The 18,324-nt window shown below is 70.8% G+C and carries 15 protein-coding genes; 12 read left to right on the plus strand and 3 right to left on the minus strand.

The genetic code is table 11. The features are described from left to right. Nucleotides 1–96: 96 nt before the first annotated feature. Nucleotides 97–369, minus strand: a complete 273-nt coding sequence (locus tag OD750_RS17565; protein WP_263541993.1) for a hypothetical protein — start codon at nt 367–369, stop codon at nt 97–99. Nucleotides 370–474: 105 nt separating this feature from the next. Here OD750_RS17565 and OD750_RS17570 point away from each other — a divergent pair, with 105 nt between their 5' ends. The 9 genes from OD750_RS17570 to OD750_RS17610 all read left to right on the plus strand — a co-directional run bounded on the left by OD750_RS17570 (nt 475) and on the right by OD750_RS17610 (nt 11,056). Continuing rightward, nucleotides 475–1,248, plus strand: coding sequence for a gamma-glutamyl-gamma-aminobutyrate hydrolase family protein (locus OD750_RS17570; protein ID WP_263541994.1), 774 nt, complete (start codon nt 475–477; stop codon nt 1,246–1,248). Between the two features lie 88 nt (nt 1,249–1,336). Then, entirely contained in the window at nt 1,337–3,628 is a 2,292-nt protein-coding gene (locus tag OD750_RS17575; RefSeq protein WP_263541995.1) for a PEP-utilizing enzyme, read from the plus strand. Continuing rightward, on the plus strand, nt 3,625–4,368 hold the full coding sequence (locus OD750_RS17580) for a class I SAM-dependent methyltransferase (RefSeq protein ID WP_263541996.1): 744 nt from the start codon (nt 3,625–3,627) through the stop codon (nt 4,366–4,368). The genes OD750_RS17575 and OD750_RS17580 overlap by 4 nt, the downstream gene beginning before the upstream one ends. Further along, nucleotides 4,368–5,126, plus strand: coding sequence for a phosphocholine cytidylyltransferase family protein (locus OD750_RS17585; RefSeq protein WP_263541997.1), 759 nt, complete (start codon nt 4,368–4,370; stop codon nt 5,124–5,126). Before OD750_RS17580 ends, OD750_RS17585 begins: the two co-directional genes overlap by 1 nt. Next, complete coding sequence (locus OD750_RS17590) at nt 5,123–5,626, plus strand: adenylyl-sulfate kinase (RefSeq protein ID WP_263541998.1); 504 nt, start codon at nt 5,123–5,125, stop codon at nt 5,624–5,626. Before OD750_RS17585 ends, OD750_RS17590 begins: the two co-directional genes overlap by 4 nt. Further along, nucleotides 5,619–6,596, plus strand: coding sequence for a sulfotransferase domain-containing protein (locus tag OD750_RS17595; RefSeq protein ID WP_263541999.1), 978 nt, complete (start codon nt 5,619–5,621; stop codon nt 6,594–6,596). Before OD750_RS17590 ends, OD750_RS17595 begins: the two co-directional genes overlap by 8 nt. Before the next feature lie 10 nt (nt 6,597–6,606). After that, the gene (locus OD750_RS17600) at nt 6,607–7,224 is read left to right on the plus strand and encodes a DUF4126 domain-containing protein (RefSeq protein ID WP_263542000.1); all 618 of its coding nucleotides are present in this window, start codon (nt 6,607–6,609) and stop codon (nt 7,222–7,224) included. Nucleotides 7,225–7,270: 46 nt separating this feature from the next. Next, a complete protein-coding gene (locus OD750_RS17605; protein ID WP_263542001.1) occupies nt 7,271–9,607 on the plus strand; it encodes a tetratricopeptide repeat protein in 2,337 nt (778 codons plus the stop codon). A gap of 141 nt (nt 9,608–9,748) precedes the next feature. After that, nucleotides 9,749–11,056, plus strand: coding sequence for a delta-60 repeat domain-containing protein (locus OD750_RS17610; RefSeq protein ID WP_263542002.1), 1,308 nt, complete (start codon nt 9,749–9,751; stop codon nt 11,054–11,056). Nucleotides 11,057–11,154: 98 nt separating this feature from the next. On the opposite strand, the gene OD750_RS17615 is transcribed toward OD750_RS17610, so the two are convergent. Together OD750_RS17615 and OD750_RS17620 are read right to left on the minus strand one after the other, a co-directional pair. Beyond that, the gene (locus tag OD750_RS17615; protein WP_263542003.1) at nt 11,155–11,889 is read right to left on the minus strand and encodes a 2OG-Fe(II) oxygenase; all 735 of its coding nucleotides are present in this window, start codon (nt 11,887–11,889) and stop codon (nt 11,155–11,157) included. Then, a complete protein-coding gene (locus tag OD750_RS17620) occupies nt 11,889–12,908 on the minus strand; it encodes a class 1 fructose-bisphosphatase (RefSeq protein ID WP_263542004.1) in 1,020 nt (339 codons plus the stop codon). Before OD750_RS17620 ends, OD750_RS17615 begins: the two co-directional genes overlap by 1 nt. Nucleotides 12,909–13,007: 99 nt before the next feature. Here OD750_RS17620 and OD750_RS17625 point away from each other — a divergent pair, with 99 nt between their 5' ends. From OD750_RS17625 to OD750_RS17635, 3 genes are all read left to right on the plus strand, one after another. Continuing rightward, nucleotides 13,008–13,826: a DUF4097 family beta strand repeat-containing protein gene (locus OD750_RS17625; RefSeq protein WP_263542005.1), complete on the plus strand. Its 819-nt coding sequence runs from the start codon at nt 13,008–13,010 to the stop codon at nt 13,824–13,826. A 225-nt stretch (nt 13,827–14,051) separates the two neighbouring features. Further along, nucleotides 14,052–16,958, plus strand: a complete 2,907-nt coding sequence (locus tag OD750_RS17630; protein ID WP_263542006.1) for an immune inhibitor A — start codon at nt 14,052–14,054, stop codon at nt 16,956–16,958. A 231-nt stretch (nt 16,959–17,189) separates the two neighbouring features. Beyond that, the gene (locus tag OD750_RS17635; protein WP_263542007.1) at nt 17,190–18,233 is read left to right on the plus strand and encodes a hypothetical protein; all 1,044 of its coding nucleotides are present in this window, start codon (nt 17,190–17,192) and stop codon (nt 18,231–18,233) included. Nucleotides 18,234–18,324 lie beyond the last annotated feature (91 nt).

Here is an 18,324-nt window from a genome sequence, read left to right on the forward strand (position 1 = left end):
ACGCCCGGCCGCTTCCGCCGAACACGCCCCCGGAGCCGCACGTTACACAGTTGTGTGAATGCGGTCACGTAAACTTGTGCGGAGGGCCGCGGGCCGTCAGGAATCGCGCGGAATGGCCTTCGGCGCGGCTGCCGTGGCGGCTGCGCGTTCCCGTTTCGCTTTTTCGCGAATGTGCGCCAGCACCTCGGGCGTCAGCAGCGCCGTATCGGGACGGGCGTTCTGTTCGATGCGCCGCGCCGCGAACGCGAACACCGCGCAGAACAGGCTGATGCCGGCGATGGCCAACATGACGGCGAGCACGCCGGGCGACGAAGTGAGAAACGAGACGGTCATAGCAAGGACGGCCAAGGCGACCCACAACCAGCGCATACTTCGACTCCGCGTAAAGACCGCTCTGCAAGGCTGCCGCATGATAACGCAGGCTCCGGCGCGCGCCGTGCCGACGGTCGCCCGGATTGACGCTGTGGTCCGCCGATGACGCGCCGGCCCGAAACCGCCGTGCGCGTCGGCATCACCGCGCGCCTCGCGCGCGGCGACGCGCATGCGCTTGGCGCCCGCCGCAAGGATCTGCTCGGCGCCGAATCGGGACTCGTCAACAGCGTCTGCGAAGCCGGCGCGCTGCCGCTCGTGCTGCCGTGGCCGCGCGGGCTCGATGCGGCCGTCGCGCGGCATCGGGCCCATGCGGCGGCCGATGCGATCGACGCGCTGATCGTGCAGGGCGGCGCCGACGTCGCGCCCGAACTGTTCGGCGAAAAACCGCTGCGGCCGGAATGGGCCGGCGACGCCGACCGCGATCGCTACGAAATCGCGCTCGTCGAACGCGTGCTCGCGCAAGGCAAGCCGGTGCTCGGCATCTGCCGCGGCTGCCAGCTGCTCAACGTCGTATTCGGGGGCAGCCTGCACCAGGATCTTTCGTTGCAGCGCGAAGGTTCCATCGTGCATTCGAATCCCGTGGTCTACGAGGCGCATACGCATGCGGTGCGTCTTGCGTCCGGCGGTCTCGTCGCGACGCTGCACGGCCGCGAGCGCGGCGACGTCGCGTCGGCGCATCACCAGGGCATCGCGCGCCTGGGCGCCGGCCTCGTCGCCGAGGCCTGGTGCGTCGACGACGATCTGATCGAGGCCGTACGCACGGATGCCGGCTGGGCCGTCGGCGTGCAGTGGCATCCGGAGCTGCATGCCGACGACGCCGCGCTGCTCGACCGCCTGCCGCTGTTCGCGGCACTCGTCGCTCGCGCGGCAGCTTAACGTCATCTTTACCTGGCCGTAGTGCGACACTATCGCTACGAAGCACGTCGTGCTCGGGCGTAGGTTGCGTAGGTCAAGGATTGTATCTGTGCATTTGAATACCACGCCGAGCGGATTCGGCACGGCCGCCGAGCCGTTGTGGCGCGGCAAGGGGCGCACGCTCGAGCGGCTGGCGCCGCAGCTGCTGTGCAGTCGCGTGCCGCAGGGACTGTGCCTGTCGGCCGCGCAGTGGCGCGCGTCGCGGGCCGAGTGCGTGCGCCGGGTGCAGCGCCGGTTCGGTGCGAGCCTCGTGGCGGTGCGCAGCTCGCGCGACGGCGAGGACGCGCCGGGCGAATCGCAGGCGGGCCGCTATCGGTCGTGCCTGGATGTCGCCGTGGCCGACGGCGCCGCGGTGGCCGCCGCGATCGACGCGGTGTTCGCGAGCTATCGCGGCGCGCGCGCGTGGGACGACGTGCTGGTACAGGCCATGGTGGCGCCGCGGATCGTCGCGGTCGCCGCGACGCACGCGATCGAAGACGGCGCGCCGTACTACGTGTTCAGCCTGGGCGACGGTGCGCGCACCGACGCGGTGACGCGCGGCGACGCGCCGGTGCGCACGGTCTATCTCGCGCGCGATGCCGAGCCGCCGCGCGACGGTGACGTCGCGCGGCTCTACGACGCGTTGCGCGAACTCGAACGCCTGTGCGGCGGCGAGCCCGTCGAAGCCGAGCTCGCGCTCGTCGACGCGCAGACGGTTCTGCTGCAGGTACGTCCGCTCAACGTCGCGCTGCCCGACCCGCGGCCCGCGCGCGCGCGCCGGACCGCGCTCGAGCGGGAGCGGCGCGACCTCGCAGACGCACCGACGGCATGCCTGGGCGAGCGCCGCATGCTCGCGCTGATGCCCGACTGGAACACGGCCGAACTCCTCGGCGCGCATCCGCGACCGCTCGCGCTGGATCTGTTCTCGCGGCTCGTCGGCGGCGCGGCATGGCGCCGCGCGCGCGCGGCGCTCGGCTATCGCCGTGTCGGGCGCGTCGACCTCGTCGCGCCGTTCGCGGGCCGGCCCTACGTCGACGTGCGCGCGAGCGCGAACTCGCTGTTGCCGGCCGCGCTCGACGCGACGAGCGGCGCGGCCGTCGTCGATGCGTGGCAGGCGCGGCTCGTCGCGCAGCCGGCGTTGCACGACCGCTACGAATTTTCGATCGCGCAGACGTGCCTCGATTTCGATTTCGACAGTGCGTGGCACGCACGCTACGGCGGCGTGCTCGACGCGCCGCGTCTCGCCGCATACCGCGACGCGCTGCGCGAGCCGACGCGACGCTGTCTCGACCTTGCCGCGCTGCGCCGCGCGCAGTCGCATCTGGCGCGGCTGCCGCGACGCTGCGACACGGCCGATCCGTCCGCATTGCTCGACGCGGCCGAACACGACGGCGCGCTGCCGTTCGCGCTGCTCGCGCGCCAGGCGTTCGCCGGCGAAGCGCTGATGCGCTCGGCGCTTGCACGCGGCGCGCTCGCGCCGGAGCGCCTGGCGCTCTTGCAGCAATCGTGCGTCGGCGCGACGCGCGAGCTGCTCGAACACGGCGGCGACGTGCGCCGGCGCTACGGCTTTCTGCGCGCCGGCACGTTCGAGATCGCGACGCAGTGCCTGGCGCATCTGGAACTCGCGCCGCTGTCGCCGGGCGCCGCGCCGCAACCGGCCGCGCCGTTCGTGCTCGCGCCGCGCGAACGGCGCGCGATCGACCGGCTCATTGCCGAAGCCGGGCTCGGGCTCGACGCCGACGCGCTGGTCGCGCACTACCGCCTCGCGCGGCAGGCGCGCGAGCACGGCAAGTACGCGCTGTCGCAGGCGGTGTCGTGCGTGCTCGAACGCATCGCCGATCTCGGCGCGCGACAGGGCCTCGACCGCGAAACGCTCGGCTGGCTCGCGCTCGCCGAGCTCGACTTCGAGGCGCCGGCGCGGCTGCGGGATATCGCCGACGCGGCGCGCACGCGACATCGCGTCGATGCGCTGCTGCGACTGCCGCCCGTGCTCGACCCGCGCGCGCCGCTCGATGTCGTCGCGATCGACGCCGGCACGCCGACGTTCGTCGGCGCCGGCCGCGCGTCGGCACGGCTCCTGCGCGTCGACGCATCGACGCCGCCGGCCGCGGTGCCGCACGGCGCGGCGCTCGCGATCGAAAGCGCCGATCCGGGCTTCGACTGGATCTTCACGCGCGCGCCGGCCGCCCTGATCACGGCCTACGGCGGACCGAACTCGCATATGGCGATCCGCTGCGCGGAGCTGCGCGTGCCGGCCGTGCTCGGGCTCGGCATCGAGCGCTGGCGGCGCATCGCCGCCGCCGATCACGTCGTCGTCGACGCGGCGAGCCAATCCCTGACGCCATGGAGGCACGACGAATGACGGTCACCGACTGGGACTACAGCGCGCTCGCCGCGCACTACGACAAGCGCGCGCCCTACGCCGGCGCCGCGCTCGACGCGCTCGTCGCGGCGCTCGCGCTGCCGGCCGGCGTGCGCGTCGCCGACATCGGCGCCGGCACGGGCCGCCTGGCCGTGCCGCTCGCCGAACGCGGCCTCGACGTGACCGCGGTCGAGCCGAACGACGCGATGCGCGCGATCGGCGCGCGCCACGCACGTGCGACGCTGCGCTACGTCGACGCGACCGGCGAAGCCACCTTGCTGCCCGGCGGCGCTTTCGCGCTCGTGAGCTACGGGTCGTCGTTCAACGTGCTCGATCCGGCGCGCGCGCTCGCCGAAGCGTCGCGCCTGTTGCCCGCGGGCGGCGCGATCGCGCTGATGTGGAATCACCGCGATCTCGACGATCCGCTGCAGCGCGACATCGAAGCGGCGATCCGCCGGCGCGTGCCCGACTACGCCTATGGCACGCGGCGCGCCGATCCGACCGCGGACATCGACGCGAGCGGCGCGTTCGATCGCGTGCGCACGATCGAACGCCGCTTCTTTCACCGCACGGGCGGCGCCGACTTTCTCGACGGGTTTCGCGCGCACGCGACGCTCCTGCGCCAGGCCGGCGACGCGCGCGACGCGGTACTCGCCGACATCGCGGCGCTCGCCGGCGAAGGCGCGCTCGACGTGCCGTTCGCCACGCGCATCTGGTACGCGCGCAAGCGCTCGCGCTGATGCACGCGGTGATCCTTGCGGCCGGTAGCGGTTCGCGCATGGGGCGGTTCACGCGCACGCGGCCGAAGGCGATGCTCGCGCTCGCCGGACGCAGCCTGCTCGCGTGGCAGCGCGGCGCGCTCGCGACCGCCGGCATCGACGAGACGACCGTCGTCACCGGCCACGCGCACACGGCGGTGCACGCCGACGGATGCCGCATCGTCCACAATGCCGACTGGGCCGACAGCGGCCCGATCGCGTCGCTGCGCTGCGCGCGGCCCGCGACGCTCGGCGACGTGCTGCTCGTCTACGGCGACGGCGTATTTCATCCGTCGTTCGCGCACGCGCTCGCGGCGTCGCGCGCCGACGTCGCGATCACGGTCGACCGGCAATGGCGCGCGCTGTGGAGCCGCCGTTTCGACGACGTGCTGGCCGACGCCGAATCGCTGCGCCACGCCGACGGCCGCTTGATCGAAATCGGCCGGCGCGCGACCGACGCCGCGGCGATCGAAGCGCAGTTCACCGGCCTCGTGCGCTTTTCGGCGGCCGGCTGGGCGCACGCCGAACGCGCGCTCGCGGCGCTGCCCGAAGAACGGCAAAGACGCATCGACACGACCGCGCTGCTGGCGCTGCTGCTCGAGGCCGGCGTCGCGATCGAAACCGTCGCGGTCGACGGGCGCTGGTGCGAAGTCGACAGCGCGCGCGATCTCGCGCTGTACCGATTGCTCGCGCATCGCTCGCCGGGCTGGAGCCACGACTGGCGCTGGAGCGGCGCATGAGCGTGATCTGGATCACCGGCCTCGCCGGCGCCGGCAAGACGACGCTCGCGCGCGCCGTCGCGCGGCGTCTGCGCGAGACCGGCCGCGCGGTGCTCGTGCTCGACGGCGACGACGTGCGCCGCGCGCTCGGCGCGGCCGGTACGGGCTATGCGCGCGACGAGCGCCTGGCGATCGCCGGCCGCATCGCGGCGCTCGCGCGGCTCGCGAGCGCGCAGGGGCTCGTCGTCGTCGTGGCGACCATTTCCTTGTTTCACGAAATCCACAACGCCAATCGCGCCGGCGGCGCCGACTACTACGAAGTGCTGCTCGACTGCGCGTCGGCCGTACGCGCGGCGCGCTCGCCGCTGTACGCCGACGCGGAACGCGGCGCGCGCGTCGGTGTCGAACTCGTCCCGGAATTTCCGGCCTCGCCGCATCTGACGCTCGACACCGGCGCCGGCATCGCGGCCGAAACCCTTTCGCTCACGCTCGTCGACGCCTGGGAGCACCGTCATGTTTGATGCGCGACCGCAGTTTCACGAATACCCGGACGTGCCGGGCTTCCCGGCGTTCGACGCCGAGATCGCGTCGTCGGAAATGCCGAGCGGCGCATCGTGGCTCGCCAACTGCCTGCTCGAACTCGGGGTATCGTTGTGGAAGCCTTGGGGCGCGGACATTGCAAGCCACTGGCGCGCGTGCGGACCGCGGCGCTTTCGCTACGCGAGCAAGGATGCGAGCTGGCGCGGCCTGCTGCCGAGCCTCGCCGACGGCCGCGAGTTCGCGTTTCGCGCCGCGCCGGTGCCGCGCGTGACGCATGCCTGGGCCGGCACCTACGGCGACGTGCCGCGCACGATCCTGTTCGTGCGCGACCCGCGCGACGCGCTGCATTCGCTGTGGCACCGCGCCCGTCGTGTCGGGCTCGTGCCCGACGACCAGGATTTCGGCACGTTCCTGCGCGAGCCGTGGTTCCACTATCCGATCGGCCGCGGCGACTTCCTGCTCGTGTGGCTGCGCGTGTGGCGCCTCGCGCTCGCCGGGCGCGAACACCTCGTGCTGCGCTACGAGGACTATCGCCGCGATGCCGCCGGCACGCTGCGCCGCGCGCTGGCGTTCCTGCGCATCGAGGCCGCCGACGCCGACGTCGAACGCGCGCTGGCCGCGTCGGATTTCGAAGCCGCGCGCGCGGCCGAGGCGCAGATCGATGGAAATACCGCGCCGACGTTCAACCGCGCCGGGCTCGCCGAAGAATGGCGAGAGATTTTCGACGACGCGATGCACGCGGCCGTCGGCCCGCGCTACGCGTCGCTGTACGCGTGGCTCGGCTATGCGCCCGACGCGAGCGGCCTTGCGCCGCCGGCCGAACCGGAGCCCGACGCCGGGTGGATCGAGCGCATGCTCGTGGCCGCCGACACGCGCACATGGCGGCCCGAACGCGCGGCGCGCTTGCGCGAACGGCTGATCGCGGCGAGCATGGACCGCACTTCGGTCTGATGTCGGTGCGATGGAATCCTTGCAGCAGATGGCGCTCGCGGCGGGTCTTGCGTGGGCGAGCGGAATCCGCCTCTACGCCGCGGTGTTCATCGCGGGCCTGCTCGGCCGCTTCGACTGGGTGACGCTGCCGGCGGGCCTTGCGATGCTGGAGCACGACTGGGTGCTCGTCGCGTCGGGCGTCATGATGGTCGGCGAGTTCGTCGCCGACAAGGTGCCGGCGTTCGACTCGGTGTGGGACGCGCTGCACACGTTCATCCGCATTCCGGCCGGCATTCTGTTGTCGTGGGGCGTGTTCTCGGGCGCCTCGCCCGAACAGCAGTTCGCCGCGGCGCTCGTCGGCGGCGCGATCACGTCGGGCACGCACCTGGCGAAGGCCGGCACGCGCGCGCTGATCAACACGTCGCCCGAGCCGTTCTCGAACTGGGGCGCGAGCCTCACCGAAGACATCACGCTCGTCGGCGGGCTGTACCTCATCTGGCAGCATCCGCTGATCTTCCTGGCGCTGCTCGCGCTGTTCCTCGCGGCCGTCGCTTGGCTGCTGCCGAAGCTGTGGCGCGCGCTGCGTTCGCTCGCGCGGCGCATCTCGGGCGCGGCGCAACGAAACCCTGCGCAACGGAACCCGGCGTGACCGCGTCGCACTACACTTCGCCGGCCCTGAGTCCATCGAGAACACCGTGTCCGCACCCCGGCGCTATTTCGCGGCCGACCGCCTGATCGACCTTGCCGCGCGCGAAATCCGCGACGGCGAGACGACGCTCGACGTCGAGGCGAAGGTGTTCGACCTCATCGCGCTCCTCGTCGAACATCGCGACCGCGCGCTGTCCAAGCGCGAGATCGGCGATGCGCTGTGGGGCGACCGGCCGGTGACCGACGCGGCGCTGTCGCAGCTGTTGCGCAAGGCGCGCCGCGCGCTCGGCGACGACGGCGACACGCAGCGCGCGATCCGCACGGTGCACGGCCGCGGCCTGCAGTGGGTCGCGCCGGTCGTGCCCGCGGACGAACCCGAGCCGCCCGCGCCGCCGCCGGCCGAACCCGCGGCGCCCGCCGTCGCGCGGCGGCGCAACTGGCCGTGGCTGGTCGGCCTCGCGGCCGTGCTGGCGCTGCTCGCGCTCGGCTTCGTCTGGCGCCAGCAGCAGAACGCGCAGGCGTCGCCGGGCATGCCGCGCGTCGCGGTGCTGCCGCTCGTCGATCGCAGCGGCGAGGCCGAACTCGCCTGGACCGCGCGCGGCCTGATGGGGCTCATGACCGGCCTGATCGAACAGCCGTCCGCGGTCGAAGCGGTGCCGGCGTCCGACGTCGCGGCGATCGCGACCGACAACACGCTCGACGATGCGCAGCGCCTTGCCGCGCTCGCGCGCGCGACCGGTGCGACGCACGCGTTCGCGAGCGCGCTGAGCAAGGTCGGTACGGTCTACCGGCTCGACGTGCGCCTGATCGGCGCCGACGGCGGCGTGCGCACCGACGCGCTGCACGGCGCGTCGCCGGCCGAACTCGCGGCCGACGCCGCGGCCCGCGCGCGCGACTGGCTGCGCGGCCGCGCGCCGCCGGCGGCGACCGCGGCGCAGGCCGGCATCCGCGATCCGTTTCTCGCCGAGGCGTACGCGCGCGGCCTCGACGCGCAGCTGCGCGGCGACAACGCCGGCGCGAAGAAATACTTCGACATCTGCGTCGACCACGATCCGCAGCTGTTGTGGCCGCGTCTGCGCCTGGCCGTCGCGCAGGGGCTGACGAACGAGGCCGACGCCGGCGTCGAGAACGCAACGCGCGTCGCCGCGGCCGCGCGCGAGCGCGGCGACGCCGAAGTGCTCGTCGAAGCATTGCGCCAGCTCGGCGCCGCCGCGTACCGGCGCGGCGACATGGACGCGGCGACGGCGCATCTCGACGACGCGCTCGCGCGCGTGCCGGCCGGCGCGCCGGCGCGGCTGACGATCGACCTCCTCGTCGGCTACGGCGCGATCGACGACGAGCGCGGCCGGCCGCGCGAGGCGCGCGCGCATCTCGAACGCGCGCTCGATCTTGCGCGCACCAGCCGCGACCGGCGCCGCGAAGCGAACGTGCTGACGAATCTCGCCGCGGTCGAAAACGCCGAAGGCGACGCCGCCCGCGCGATCGCACGGCTGCGCGAAGGGCTCGATGTCGCGCGCGCGGCCGGCGACGGCTATCTCGAAGGCGCCACGCTCGGCAATCTCGGCGGCGCCGAATTCAACGCGGGCCATCTGTTGCCGGCGACCGCCCTGCTCAAGCAGGGCCTTGCGATCGCCCGCGCGCGCAACGACCGGCAGCTGCAGGTGCTGACGGCGGTGCTGCTGTCGTGGTCGCTGGCGACGTTCGACCGCGCGGAACCCGCAACGCAGCTCGCGCAGCAGGCGCTCGCCGTCGGCGAGCGCGAAAACAACGCGTACTGGCAGGCCGAGGCGCAGTGGGCGCTCGCCAACATCGCCGCGCGTGGCGGCGACTACGCGCAGGCGCTGACCCGGCTCGACGACGCGCGCACGCGCTACGACGCGGGCGGCATGCAGCGCAACGCCGCGCAGGTGCTGGCCGAGACGGTCGAGATCGCCGTGCGCGCGGGTGTCGCAAGCCGCGCGAGCGACGCGGCCGACGCCTATCGCCGGCTCGTCGCGGCGGCGCCCGACGACGCGCCGCTCAAGGCGCGCGTGCCGGTCATCGACGCGCAGCTGCGCTGGGCCGCCGGCGAGCGCGCCGCCGCCGCCGCCGCGCTCGCGCAGTTTCTCGACGCGCGCGGCAACGATCGAGGCCCGGCCGCGCAGGCGGCGTTGTTCCAGCTCGGCCGCTGGCAGCTCGAACTCGGCCAGGCCGACGCGCTGCTGCGGCGTCCCGAATGGGCGACGTGGACCGGCCAGCATCCCGACGCGCTGCAACTGCGCATCGACGCGCTCGCCGCCACGGGCGATGCCGTTGCCGCGCAGGCCGAGCGGCAGCGGCTCGCGGCGCTGCGTGCGGCGCCGGAACTTGCCGTCGATCCCGCGCTGCTCGCGGCACCGAACTGAGAAGTTCATCACACTTTGCGGCGCGATTCGCGCACGCGACCGCTGACCAGTGCGACGCGGAACGCGTCGCGCGATGTCCGCAAACTTCGCCTCCACACGCTTAACGGCGTAGCCCGATCCACGGGCGGGAGGAGAACCCTGATGCAAACCCTCAAGCACTTCGCCGGCGCCGCGCTGCTCGCGCTCGGTTTCAACGCCGCCGCGGCGACGCCTGGCGATTTCGATCCGACGTTCGCGTTCGGCGGCTACAACGCGGTCGGCTACGGCGACTACGCGGTCGGCGACGATCTCGCGGTCGACCGCGCCGGCTACATCTACACGGCCGGCACCGACACGACCGGCGGCACGGTCACGCCGATCCTGACGAAGTACAAGCCCGACGGTTCGCTCGACGCGAGCTTCGGCGTCGGCGGTTTCGCGACGCCGGCGGTCGTGCCGCCGAACGTCATGCCGTACGCGGCGCTCGTGACGTTCCGCGACTACCTGTTTCAACTCGTCAGCGCCGACGACAAGTTATACGTTTACGCGTTCGATACGAACGGCACGCCGCAGGCGTGGTTCGGCACGGGCGGCGTTTCGGTCGTGACGATCGGCACCGGCATCTATCCGGTGCTCGACATCGCACAGTGGGGCAACAACCTCGGCATCGCCGCGAGCGCGCGCAATCCGGCGACCGGCAATTTCGACTTCGTCGTCGTGCAGATGAGCCTGTCGGGCGCGCTGCTGCCCGGTTTCGGCAGCGGCGGCGTCGCGTATTCGCGGCTCTACACCGGCGCCGGCGCGCGCAACCGCCTGACCGGCCTTGCGTTCCAGCCCGACGGGCGCATCGTCGCGGCGGGCCGCGCGGCGAAACCGGGCGACAGCTACGACTACGTCGTCGCGCGCTATCGTCTCGACGGTACGCTCGATCCGACGTTCGCGGCCGGCGGCCTGCGCCGCATCGGCTTCGGCGACAACGACTACGGCCGCCGCGTCGCGATCAAGCAGGACGGCCGCATCGTCGTGACGGGCAGCGCCTGCAAGTGGATCGACCCCGCGACCGGCGAGGAATACTGTCAGCTCGGCGCCGCGCAGTTGAAGACCGACGGCAGCCTCGACGCCGGCTTCGGCACGGCCGGCAAGATCACCTGGGATCTCGGACGCAAGGGCGTCACGGTCACCGACTTCGTGCTCGACCCGCGCGAGCGCCCGGTCGTCGTCGGCCAGCATCACATCGACACGGACAAGTCGACCGCGTTCGTCGCGCGGCTCAAGACGAACGGTGCGCTCGACGTCGGCTACGGCGGCGGCGGCTGGGTCGACGTGACCTACGGCTACGACGCGAACGCGAACGGCGGCGTCAAGGTGTATCCGTCGACCGGCCAGATCGTCACCGCCGGCACGACGATCAAGATCGTCGATCCGACGACGAGCTACGCGCTGACGACCGTCGCGCGGCACGAGAACTGAGGGAAACGCGCGGCGACAGGATGCCGGCCGCGCGGGGATGGCGAGGGATCGCGGCAGGATGCATGGCTTCGGTGGCGCGCGCAGGAAGCGGGCGCGCGCTACCGACCTTTCTGCAGGACCTGCGGCACCTGCGGGTTCGCGTACAGCTGCTCGGCGCGATTGAACAGCACCCAGCTGGTCGCGATGTATTTGTCTCCGCCTTTCGGCATATTGCCGCGGTGCGTGTGCGTGAATGCGGTCGGTGCGATCAGCAGCGATCCGATTTTCGGCACGATGCGGCGTTCCTGGTACAGAAACTCCGTCTCGCCTTCGGCAAAACCCTCGTTGAGATAGACCGACCACAGCACGACGCGATGCAGCGTCTCGCCGTTGTCGGCCTTCGGGTACAGCTCGCAGTGCCAGTACGGATAGCCGCCCTGGTCGGCGATGTACTTCTGCAAATTGATGCTGCCGGGGCGGAACACGCGAAAGACCAGCGCATTGAGCGTCGCGTCGTCGAGCGCGGCCACGCGTTCGGCGTCGAGCGTCGCGAGTTCGCCGGTCTTCGGGTCGGGCATCTGCAGCTGCAGCGGCGCGAGCACCGCGTGCGCGTACTTGCGCAGGTACGACTTCAGGCCCGCGAGCATCGCCATGTTCAGCGTCTGCTCGATGTCGCCCCAGCCTTCGCGGCCGGAGATGCGGATGTCCCAGCTGTCCTTGAGTTTGACGTTGACGCCGCTGCCGGTTTCGCCGCGCTGTGCCTGGCCGCTCGCGTCGAAGCGCTGCACGATGCGCTTGCACGTGGCGGCGTCGAGCGCGCCGTCGTAGACCTCGATGAAATCGGGATGCGCCATCAGCGGGCCTCGTCGGCGTCGAGGTGGTAGCGCGTGGCGACGTCGACCTCGTTCTTCGAACCCAGAAACACCGGCACGCGCTGGTGCAGCGCCGTCGGCACGAGATCGAGGATGCGTTCGCGCCCGGTCGTCGCGGCGCCGCCGGCCTCCTCGACGATGAACGCCATCGGGTTCGCCTCGTACATCAGGCGCAGCTTGCCGGGCTTGTCCGGTTCCTTCCTGTCCCACGGATAGAGGAACACGCCGCCGCGCGTCAGGATGCGGTGCACGTCGGCGACCATCGAGGCGACCCAGCGCATGTTGTAGTCCTTGCCGCGCGGACCGTCCCTGCCCGCGAGCAGCTCGTCGATATAGCGTTGCACCGGCGCGTCCCAGTGGCGCCGGTTCGACATGTTGATCGCGAATTCCTTCGTGTCGGCCGGAATGCGCACGTTGCGCGTGGTCAGGATGAAGCTGCCCAGTTCGCGGTCGAGCGTGAAAACGTGCGTGCCGTGGCCGAGCGTGAGCACGAGCACCGTGCTCGGACCGTACACCGCGTAGCCGGCCGCGACCTGCGCCGTGCCGGGCTGCAGGAAGTGTTCGGCGGCCGGGTGCGTCACGTCGTCGGGACAATGCAGCACCGAGAAGATCGTGCCGACGGAAATGTTCACGTCGATGTTCGACGAGCCGTCGAGCGGATCGAACAGCAACAGATAGTTGCCCTTCGGATACACGTCGGGAATCGGCTGCGGGTCTTCCATTTCCTCCGACGCGCACGCGGCGAGATGGCCGCCCCAGGCGTTGGCCTGCAGGAGGATTTCGTTCGACAGCACGTCGAGCTTCTTTTGCGCCTCGCCCTGCACGTTGCCGGTGCCGGCGTCGCCGAGCACGCCGCCGAGCGCGCCTTTGCCGACTGCGATCGAAATGCGCTTGCACGCGCGCGCGACGACTTCGATCAGAAGACGCAGATCGGCCGGCAGATGCTGCCGCGCGCGCTGTTCTTCGATCAGGAACTGGGTCAGCGAAATGGCTTCGGGCATGGGCGGGGGCGAATGAACGAGCGGAACCGCGATTGTCCTCCGCGGCGGCCCGGACGCGCTACCATCGCCGGCTTGTCCGTCCATGTGCCGAGATCCATCATGCGTTCGACTGTATTCAGACTCGTTCCGTGGGCCTTGTTCGCCGTCGTACTGGCGAGCTGCGGGCACCCGACGAAACGCCCGGCCGAACCCGCGGCCGGGGGCGAACCGCCGCCGTTCAGCGTCGAGCACTTGAAGCGCGATCTCGCGCTGCCCGAATCGGTCGTACGCATCCGCATCGACAATCCGCACGGCAGCGTCGCCGTGCGTCAGGTCGACAAGCCGCTGCTCGGCACGTACGAGGTCGTCCAGCGCATCGGCGCGCGGCCGGAGGAGCCGCAGGTCGCGCTCGCGATCGAGAACGATACCGCCGTGCTCAAGGTGACGTACGCGTCCGACACGCACGGTGGCGCCGACCGTCTCGTCGACGGCCATCGCAAGGGCCGCGTCGACCTCGGCGTGTTCGTACCGAAGGGGCCGCTCGTCGAGATCGCGACGACCTACGGCGACGTACTCGTGCGCCGCATCGCCAACGACATGGTCGTGCGCACGCGCGAAGGCCGCCTGACCGCGGCCGGCGCCGGCGCGATGGATCTGGCGACCGTGTCGGGCGAACTGCGCGCGTATCCGACGAGCGCGAAATGGGCGACGCCGATGCGCCTGGCGACGGATACCGGCAACGTGCTGCTCGAAGTGCCGGTGTCGGGCCCGATCGCGCTCGCCGCACGCACGCGCGGCCGGTTCACCGGCCCGTTCCGGCTCGCACCGGCGCCCCTTGCCGACGGCCGGCAGCAGGTCGAATGGCGTTCCGGCAGCGCGACTCAGCGCATCGACATCGACAGCGCGAGCGGCGATATCCATCTGATTGAGCACCGCTGAAGCGTCGATTGCTAGTTCGCGAGACTGATTTTGCTAGGTCCCAAAGCGTAAAAGACACTATCCCTAAAGAACTAGCCGTGATATCTAGCCACGCTGCCGGCAACGCCGGCATACGGCGGCAAGGCCAGGGGGGCCAGCCGCACGCGGATCCGGTCGACAGTCGCGACCGGATCGTTTTCCGTTCGTGGGAGGTGTCCGGTGATTGGGGCAAAACAGAGTTTGTGGATGGCGTTGGGCGTTGCGCTCAGCGGTGCGGTTCTGGCCGAACGGCCGATCAATCCGGTCGTCGACGCCGACGACGTGCCGGTCGTGCGCGGCGCCGAATCGCTCGGCACGGTCGTGCCGGAAGTGTTTCGCGTCCGACTCGCCGACCTGCCGCCGGCGCCTGAATGGCGCCCGGGCGATGCGTTGCTCGAGATTCCGCGCCAGCACTGGGAGTCGGTGCCGAACGACGCGCCGAAGCCGGTCAACCCGGCGTCGCCGTACGATCCGCTCGTGCCGCTGCAGTTCGACTTCTCGCCGCGCCGCGGCAACGGCTTCACGACGCCGCTCGTCAACGTCGCCGGCAGCGCGGCGCAGGTGTCGCCGCCGGATCCGACCGGCGACGTCGGCACGCTGCACTTCGTGCAGGCGGTCAACGGCAGCGGCGGCTCGGACATCCGCATCTATCGCAAGAGCGACGGCAGCTTCGTCCGCAACTTCACGTTGACGTCGCTCGGCGGCACCGGCGCGTGCGCGTCGGGCCTGGGCGATCCGATCATCCTGTTCGACGAACTCGCCAACCGCTGGGTGTTCACCGAATTCTCGCCGCAGTCGGGCAATTCGCTGTGCGTCTACGTCAGCGACACGGCCGACCTCGAAGCGCCGACGGTCACGTGGTACCGCTACACGTTCACGATGCCGTCGTTCCCGGACTATCCGAAATACGGCGTGTGGTCCGATGCTTACTACGTCGGTGCGAACGAGAGCGGTACGAGCGGCGCGCGTCCGATCTACGCGTTCGATCGCACCAAGATGCTCGCCGGCCAGCCGGCGACGTTCCAGCGCCTGACGATTCCACGCCTGAACGGCTTCAGCTTCCAGATGATCACGCCGGCCGACCACGACGGCGCGACCGCGCCGCCGGCCACCGCGCGCGGCATCTTCATGCGCCACCGCGACGACGAGGCGCACAACGCGGGCTCGAACAATCCGACGCAGGATTTTCTCGAGCTGTGGCAGCTCAAGGTCGACTTCACGACGCCGGCGAACACCGCGCTGACCGGTCCGGCCACCATTCCGATCGCCGAGTTCAGTTCCGACCTGAACGGCCTGACCGCGTTCAACGCGTTTCCGCAGCCGAACGGCCAGAAGCTCGATCCACTGCGCGAACCGATCATGAATCGCCTCGCGTACCGCAACTTCGGTACGCATGAAGCGCTGATCGGCAACTTCGTCACCGACATCGACGGCAACGACACCGGCGGCATCCGCTGGTTCGAACTGCGCCGCACCGGCGGCATCGCGCAGCCGTGGACCCTGCACCAGGAAGGCACCTGGGCCGGCAGCGCCAGCCCGCAGGACGGCATCGACCGCTGGATGGGCGGCATCGCGATGGACGAGTCGGGCAATATCGCGCTCGCCTACAGCACGGTGCGCCAGAGCCCGGCGGTGTTCGCGAACCTCGCGTACGTCGGCCGCCTCGCCAACGATCCGCTCGGCACCATGACGACGCCCGAAACCGTGCTGATCGCCGGCACCGGCAGCAACGGCAACGAACGCTGGGGCGACTACCACCAGCTCGGCGTCGATCCGGTCGACGGCTGCACGTTCTGGTTCACGGGCCTGTACATGCCGACGTCGAGCAAGGGCACGCGCATCGGCGCGTTCAAGTTCGACGAATGCGGCCTGCCGACGTTCACGCTGGCCGGCGCCGACCTGACGCAACAGGTGTGCACCGCGAACGGCACGGCCAACCTCGACCCGATCTCGATCAACGTCGGCACGGTGCAGGGCTTCGCCGGCGCGGTGAACCTCGCGTTCGCCAACGCGCTGCCGACGGGCTTCTCCGGCAACTTCACGCCGGCGACGGTAAATCCGCTACCGGGCACCAGCACGCTGGCAATGGCGGTGTCGGCCGCCGCCGCCCCGGGCACGGCGACGATCGGACTGCAGGCCACTTCCGGCGCGATCACCAAGACGCTGAACCTCGTGACCGACGTCGCCACGATCACGCCGGCGGTGCCGACGCTCACCGCACCGGCCAACGGTGCGACGGGTGCGAGCGCCACGCCGACGCTGACCTGGACGAACGGTGCGCAGGTCGGCACGAGCGTCGTCGAAGTGGCGACCGACGCCGCGTTCGCGAACATCGTCTACTCGCAGAACGTCGCGGGCGGCGGCACCAGCGCGACGGTGTCGTCCGCGCTTGCGAGCAATACGCTGCACCACTGGCGCGTGCGTGCCGCGAACACCTGCGGCGTCAGCGCCAACTCGACCGTGTTCACGTTCAAGACGGCGCCGGCGCCGGGCGACTGCGGCGACACGTTCACCGCGCGCGCGGTGTTCGAGGACGGCGTCGAAGGCGATACCAGCGGCTGGACGACGAGCGTCGGCACCGGTTCGGCGAACTGGGCGGTCAGCACGGCGCGTCCGTACGCCGGCACGAAGTCGTGGCTCGCCAGCGACGTCACCGTGACGTCCGACCAGCGCCTGACGTCCCCGGCGATCGTGCTGCCGACCGGCGAGGCGCCGTTGACGCTGAGCTTCTACAGCGACCTCAATCTCGAACCGCGCGCGGCCGGCGGCTGCTGGGACGGCGGCATGCTGCAGATTTCGACCGACAACGGCACGACCTGGAGCCAGGTGGCGAACGCCGCGATGCTGACCGATCCGTACACCGGCGCGGCCGGCAGCGGCAACCCGGCCAGCGGTTCGCAGCTGTGGTGCGGCACGCGGCCGTACAAGAAGGCCGTCGTCGACCTCAACAGCTACGCCGGCCAGACCGTGCGCCTGCGCTTCCGCACCACGACCGACGGGTCGGAAGGCTTCGCGCCGCACGGCTGGTACGTCGACCAGGTGAAGGTGCAGAGCTGCGCCCTCCCGCTGCCCGACCTGATCTTCGCCAACGGCTTCGAGACGCCCACGCCGTAACGCGTGGTGCGCGGGCGGTCGCAACGCCGCCCGCGCCGTCGCATTCGGCCGCAGAGCCGGGATGTCCCACCGGAGTTGAGCCCGCGGTTCGCGCCGCGGGCTTTTTTATGCGCGGTTTGCGGGGTGCGTAACAATGCAGGCAACTTGATGTTGCAATTTCACACAACATACTGTTGCGTCTAGCGATTTGCCGTTCCTATCGTGAAGTCCCCTGAGCGAAGGAGCGTGCGTATGAAGTCTGCGACATTGTGGTCTTTGTTGTTCGGCGCCGGCCTGTGGTCCGGTGCGTCCGAAGCGGTGACGTTGCGGTCGCTCGCGTGCAACGGCTGCAGCCCGTTGCAGGAAGAGCAGAAGGCGCTCGCGTCGGTCAACCGCGGCTACCTGTTCGTCTACAACGTGGCGAACAAGCGCATTCGAAAGTTCGAAGTCGTGCTGATGGCCAGCGACAAAACGGCCGATCCGGCCGACGCGAAGGCACGCGCCGGCGCGACGCGCGTCGCCGCGACCGACGAGCCGGCCGCCGAAGCGGAATCGACGCTCGGCACCGTCACGCGCGAGCTGTGGGAATACGCGGTCGACGCGCCGGTCAAGCGCATCTTCGACAACATCGTCAGCGTCGAAAACCGCGTGCCGGGCGTACTGTCGGGCCAGCGCGCGCTCGAAGTGCCGATCCGCAACATCGGCCTGACACCGGGCGACCTCGGTCCGCGCCCGCACGATCCGCGTGACATCGCGTGGTATTCGAGCGGCCCGCGCGGCGCGCCGTACAACGACTTCATGGATCGCGTCCGCGACCAGCTGTCCGACCCGGCGGCCACCGAACGCATCAGCGACGAACTCGCGGACGCCGTGCACGGCATTCAGGGCCAGACCCGCGGCGTGTCGGTGGCGGTGGGCACCGACTCGATCGGCGTCGACATCAGCTGGGAGCGCATCGCACCGCAACTCGAGCTGAAACTGTGCGACGACAACGGCAGCTGCGTGACGCTGATCGTCAAGAAAGAAGGCAATTATGTACAAGTGACCTACGAAGGCGTGACCGACAAGCACAACGTGTCGCTGCCGACGCGCGAGCAGGCGCGCGGCATGGATCTCGAATGGCGCGCCAGTGGCCGAGAAGGCGCGAACGCCTACGCGAACTGGCTGCGTACCCGGCGCCTCGGCACCGTCGAATACATGGGTTCGAGCCAGACCGGCTGCCAGACCGGCTACATCCTCTCGTGCGTCCGGATCGAAGGCACGACGATGCTCGCGTGCCAGCTCCACTGTCGTTGACGGGCTCGCCCCTCTGAGCCCCGCGCCGCGGCTTGCCGCGGCGCGTTCGTTTTTGCGCCGACGAAGCGGGCCGATCGCTTGGTCACGTCTT

The organism is Tahibacter soli (assembly GCF_025717065.2).
GTDB lineage: Bacteria > Pseudomonadota > Gammaproteobacteria > Xanthomonadales > Rhodanobacteraceae > Tahibacter > Tahibacter soli.